3 protein-coding genes and 1 pseudogene are annotated in these 5644 nt (G+C 55.5%); 2 read left to right on the top strand and 2 right to left on the bottom strand.

The window, feature by feature from the left end; genetic code table 11:
- A pseudogene (locus ACTH3S_RS13045) lies at positions 1–1680 on the bottom strand (translocation/assembly module TamB domain-containing protein); the annotation flags it as partial.
- On the bottom strand, positions 1677–3410 hold the full coding sequence (locus tag ACTH3S_RS13040) for an autotransporter assembly complex protein TamA (protein WP_441809444.1): 1734 nt from the start codon (positions 3408–3410) through the stop codon (positions 1677–1679). The pseudogene ACTH3S_RS13045 and the gene ACTH3S_RS13040, both read right to left, overlap by 4 nt.
- Positions 3411–3603: 193 nt before the next feature.
- Between ACTH3S_RS13040 and ACTH3S_RS13035 the strand changes: the two genes are divergently transcribed.
- Together ACTH3S_RS13035 and ACTH3S_RS13030 are read left to right on the top strand one after the other, a co-directional pair.
- Complete coding sequence (locus ACTH3S_RS13035) at positions 3604–4611, top strand: hypothetical protein (RefSeq protein WP_441809443.1); 1008 nt, start codon at positions 3604–3606, stop codon at positions 4609–4611.
- A gap of 59 nt (positions 4612–4670) precedes the next feature.
- Entirely contained in the window at positions 4671–5618 is a 948-nt protein-coding gene (locus ACTH3S_RS13030; RefSeq protein WP_441809442.1) for an amidase family protein, read from the top strand.
- Positions 5619–5644 lie beyond the last annotated feature (26 nt).

Here is a 5644-nt window from a genome sequence, read left to right as displayed (position 1 = left end):
GGCCTGTAACTCGTCGCCCCAGGATCCGCTGCCTTCAAGACGGTTATCGCCAATAACCAGCTTCAGCTCGGGCACATCCCAGTCTCCGCTTGAGGTATCTAGCCGGCCCGCAGCGACCGTAGAGCTTGCGCGCCATTGGCCCTCCAGGTCCCAACTTGCCTGCATTGCCGGCACCGGGCCATCGGTCATTTTTCCTTGTGTGGTTACATCGCCGCTGAGGTTCGCCTCCAGCAACGGTAACCAATAGCCCGGATTGAAATCCTCAAGCTCAAGAGCCGCCTGCCAGGATAAGGGCCCAGAAAAATCAACGGCTCCGTCACCAGACAGGGAACCTGCACCGGTTACCGCTGAAAGCTCCGTTATGCGAACCTGGCTGGTATCGCCATCCACAACCGTGGCTAACTCAGCACGGCCCTGGGGGCCATCCACGTCGGCCGTCAAGCTGGCCTGATAACGCCCATCACGCCATGACGCATCGGCATCCAGCGTGCGCAGCACAACGGGTGGCTCGTCTATATCGGGCAGTAGCGAATACCAGGGAAACTGCCGTAACTGTAGCTTCGCCTCTGCGCTGATGCCATCTTGCCATTGCGCGTTGCCGGTAACCACCAGGGTTTCAGGTTCGGTTTCAGTCGATTTGCCTGAACTATTTTGCGTCGCAAGTTCCAGCCGGACATTCTCGGCACCTGCGGTTGTGACCTGCCCATCAAGTGCCAGGCCTACCGGCCCCTCGGTGCCCGGCAAGGTCGCCTCTGCCCGAGTTTTAAAGCCGTTTTGCAAGCTACCCACGGCTTCAACAAACCAGTCTTGCAATACCAGGGTTTCCGGCAGCGCTTCGGCTGCTTGGAACCGCGCTGAGGATACCCGTATGTTTGCGGGCAGGTCTGAGGCCAGCGGCTCGACCTTGCCTTTCAGCTGTGCATCCAGGTAGCCGCGACTGCGCCCTGCTATCGCGAGATCCCGAACGCTGCCCGAGAGCGCCAAATCAATGTCCCAAGTATCACCATAGGGCGGCGGCAGGTTCGCGTTGACCTCAAGATTGACCGGCCAGTCTCGCCGGGTTTCCACACGGCCAGAGGCCAGCACGGTGATATCGTCGAGATGGTAGGAGACCCGCTCAAGCTGCCAATCTGCACCCGACCCGCCAGCATCCAGCTCAAACCTGTCCCACACCTTGCTGCCATTGAAAGTGAACCTGCCCAGCCGTACATCATCTACCCGCAATGCCAGCGGTAATTCAAACCCCGGCAGGCTGATATCCTCAGCTGGGCCTGACTCCGGATCTTCCTCGGAAGGCTGCACGTTAACGTCCAGCTGTTTTACGTGGAGCGTATCCAGGCACAGCTGCAAATCAAACAAACAAGAGGGCGACCAGTCCACACGCGGAGACTCCGCCAACACATCCACACCATAGCCCTGCCACCGCAGACGATCCGCCTGCCAATTTCCAAACAAGGAGCCTTGATCATTAACAGCCTCAAGCCCGGGGACCTGGTCGATTACCCAAGCGGTGCCCGTTTCAGAGCGTAGGACCAGCAGAACAGCCACCACCAGTATAACCGGCAGAAGCACGAACAGGCCGAGAAGCACCAACAACCAGAAGCGGAGACGACTTCTTCGCTTTCGCTTTGGTTGCTCAGTGTTATCAACGTTTTCGTTTTCTTTACGCGCTTGCGTCACAACTCAGGCCCCATCGAGAAGTGAATCCGCCACTCACCGCCAAACTCCGGGTTAAGCCCCTTGGCGATATCCAGGCGCAATGGTCCCAACGGACTGATCCAGCGAATACCCACACCAGCACCGGTCGCCAGAGGATCAAGCAAATCATTAATGGCGTTACCGTGGTCAACAAACATCGCGGCACGCCAATTATCGGCGAACTGATACTGGTACTCTGCGCTTCCCGCCATCATAAATCGGCCACCCACTGGCACGCCATTATCATTCTCCGGCGAGAGCGTCTGGTAACCGTAACCGCGCACGCTCTGGTCACCGCCGGCAAAGAAACGCAGCGAAGGCGGTACATCCTCAAACCGGTTCGTTGCGATACCGCCGAACTGAAAGCGCGTCAGAAACCGATGATTTCCCGCAAGAGTAATCAAGCCTTTTGCTATGGCGTTCACGTGCAGTACGTCCACGCTAGACAGCGCAGCACGGTGTGCACCGCTCAGATCAAACTGCAACCGGTAACCACGCGAGGGGTCCAGCGGCGAATCCGCGTGCAGTTTTGAGTAGCCGATGCCTGGCAACAGCAGCCTACTTGTGCCCTTCTCATCGTCGCCGATATTGAACTGTTCACCTTCCCAGCGCATGGACAATACTTGCAGCCAGCCATTATCAAATTGGTGCTGCCACTGCTGCCCAAAGGTAAGCAGCTCGGATTCAACGTTTTCAATATCTTCGTGCTGATACCCTGCGGTCAGGCGGATCGAATCGGTCATGGGCGGGTCCAGCGGTAACTCATACCAACCACTCACATTCTGCCTGGGCGCAGAAAGCTCTGTCTCTGCACCACGGGAATGCCCCATAGGGTTTATCCAGTGTTCGCGCCAAGTACCTCGAAAACGCGGCCCTACGTCGGTGGAAAAGCCGAGTCCGGTGGCAATCGAGCGGCGATCACGGCGGGTCAGACCTACGCCCACCGGAATCACCCCATCGTCCGCACTCCTCGGGGATGCATCTATATCCACTCCTGAAAAGTAGCCGCTGCCAAGGAGGTCGCTGTTGAGTTTTGCAATTTCGTCGGCGTGATAGGGGATGCCTGGTTCAAACGTGACATACCGCCGCAGCAGGTCGCTCTCAAACCAATGGCCTTCTTCAAAGGTAACATCGCCGAGTTGATAGCGTTCGCCGCTTTCAAACACCAGAACAATAGCGGCGGTCAGGGCTTCGGGATCAACCTCAAGAGTATGAGTAACGTATTGCCCATCAAAGTAGCCCCGCGCACGCGCGCGGGTCTGGAAAGTGTTTCTCAGGCTGGTGTAATCGCCATGATTCAGAATATCGCCTTCCGCGGGGTGCACCGGAAAATCATCAGAAAATCCTGGATCAGAGGCTGCCGGACCGCGAATCTCGACGGTTCGTGACTTGATTCGGACCGGGTCACCAGGCGTAATTTCAAGGCTCAGCAGCGCCGGTTTATCTCCCTCGCCTTCTTCGACTTGCCACTCGACCACCGGGTTGTAATAGCCTAATGCGCGCAACGCTTTACTTGCCTGATCGACCGCGGTTGAAGCATAACGGCGAAGGTTCGCGGCACTGCGACCCTCTACCTCGCCAATGAATGCTTCCGCATTCTCCTGAAGCCCCGGAAAATCTCCCTTTACACGAACCTCAACCTGCTCGGCCAGGCCCGATGACGAGCACAAGACCAGCAGCAGCCCTAAAAGCCGGAACCGGCCCGGTTTCATAATATGATCAAGTGATAGCATCACGCGGTTTCAGTGTTGGACATGGCGAACAGATTACCTGTTAAATCGTGTGGCTTTAATAGCAGACGGTCAAGTTAATCTGCACCGCGATAAGTCGTCTGCCTGGTTTAATTACGCTAACCTGTCAAAAACCAATGATTTCAATTACACCACAGACGATGGATACCCGCGAATGCTGAAGATTAACCGCGAGAACCTGAAGTCCAGTCACCAGCTTACCTGGTTTATTATCGACTTCCTGATGCTGGGTCTGATCATTATCAACCTCGCATTCATCATCTGGGATTCCGTCTACAATTTCATCGCTATTCAGAACGCGCTGGCAGAACACCTGCCGGCACTTCAGGCTGCCTACCATCCAATACATGAAAACTTTATCTTATACGACTCGATGTTTGTTGCGGTTTTTCTTACCGAGTTCTTCGTGCGCTGGGGCTATGCATTAAAGGCCAAGGTGTACGACCGCTGGTATTTTTACCCCTTTATTCATTGGTATGATCTGATCGGCTGTATTCCGGTGGGTAGTTTACGGTTCCTGCGGGTTCTGCGGGTTATTTCGATTGTTTACCGCCTGCACCAGTACAAGATTATCGATGTGACCGGTACCGGCCTTTACCGCTTCGTAAACTTCTACTACGAAGCGTTCATGGAAGAACTTTCTGATCGTATCGTAGCCAAGGTATTGAGCGGTGTTCAGCACGAGCTAACGCTCGGATCTTCGTTGTTCGAGAAAATCCAGAATGACATCCTGTACCCACGACGCGAGATGCTTTCCGAGTGGATTTCAACTCGCGTTGCAGAGGCGGCACAGGAAGGTTACATCCCCAACCGTGGTGCGTTGAGAAGCTACCTTGAAGCCAGGGTCGATCATGCGCTTGAGCAGAATATGGAACTGTCGCGGCTAAAATACCTGCCGGTGGTTGGGTCAACTATCAAGGACACCCTGGAAGATGCCGTGGGCGATATTGTTGCCAATGTTATTCAACAGATTTTAGAAGACCTAGCCTCTTCCTCAAACCACGGATTTATTGAAGACATTGTAAATGCCTTTATACGCGGGCCGGGCGCATCACAAAACAAAGAAGAAAGAAACGAGGCATTGATCGCACTGATCATCGAAATTATTGACGCTATTAAGGTTCAGGTTCGGGTCAAGCGCTGGCGGGAACAGCTTCCCTAAACGCCCGATCTGAGTACACCCAAGACCGTAAAACAAGAACAACACCAACGAGACGTACCATGGATGAATTGCACTACCAGCCAGCCCATGCGCTGCTGACACAACTTGAAGCCGGCACCCTGAGCAGCGAAACGCTGGTAACCGCCCTGCTTGCAAGAATCCACGAACATAACCCGGCGGTAAACGCCATTGTTACGCTAGACGAAGCTCTCGCGCTTGAGCAAGCACGTGAAGCAGATCAGAAGCGCACTACCGGCGCGGCCACAGGCGCCCTACATGGCCTACCTCTCACCCTAAAAGACACTTGGGAGGTGTCCGGCATGGCCTGCACAGCCGGCGCTACCGCATTGCGCAACTACAGTCCCGAACGCCATGCTGATGTGGTGCAGCGCTTGGAAGACGCCGGTGCCATTATTCTGGGCAAAACCAACGTCCCGGTTTATGCCACCGACCTGCAAAGCTACAACAAGCTCTTTGGCGTAACCAATAACCCGTATAACGCCAATCACACTCCGGGTGGTTCATCCGGCGGTGCGGCCGCAGCCTTGGCGGCCGGAATGACCCCGTTGGAAGTCGGCAGCGACTTAGCCGGCTCAATTCGCATTCCCGCCCATTTTTGTGGCGTTTTCGGGCACAAACCTTCGCGCTCGCTGGTCTCTTTTCGTGGGCACATTCCTGGCCCCCCGGGCACCCAATCACAGCCGGACCTGGCTGAAGGTGGCGCCCTGGCCCGAAACGCCAAGGATCTGGAACTGCTCTTGAAGGTTATTGCCGGGCCAAAGCCGGTTGATGGCCGGTGCTGGCAACTGGAGATGGCTCCCTCGCGGCTGAATACGCTAAAGCAAACACGGGTCGGGTTATGGCTGGAGGATCCTTTGTGCCCGGTTGAGAAGGAACTTACCGATGGCTACCGCGCCCTAGGCACTACACTTGCCGACCAAGGTGCCCTCGTATCTGAGGCCAACCATCCTTTATTGAACCTAGCAGCCTGTCGGACTTGCACCTGACAGACAGCGTTTAAAGTGATCTTGTT

The sequence above is a fragment of the Marinobacter sp. genome, from assembly GCF_052094685.1.
Lineage (GTDB): Bacteria > Pseudomonadota > Gammaproteobacteria > Pseudomonadales > Oleiphilaceae > Marinobacter.
Note: the sequence above shows the minus strand (reverse complement) of the source record. Positions and strands in the feature narration are given on the sequence as shown.

Bases quoted from the DNA above. Each gene is read 5' to 3' on its own strand.
- ACTH3S_RS13040 (WP_441809444.1), bottom strand. From the start codon at position 3,410: ATGAAACCGGGCCGGTTCCGGCTTTTAGGGCTGCTGCTGGTCTTGTGC.
- ACTH3S_RS13035 (WP_441809443.1), top strand. From the start codon at position 3,604: ATGCTGAAGATTAACCGCGAGAACCTGAAGTCCAGTCACCAGCTTACC.
- ACTH3S_RS13030 (WP_441809442.1), top strand. From the start codon at position 4,671: ATGGATGAATTGCACTACCAGCCAGCCCATGCGCTGCTGACACAACTT.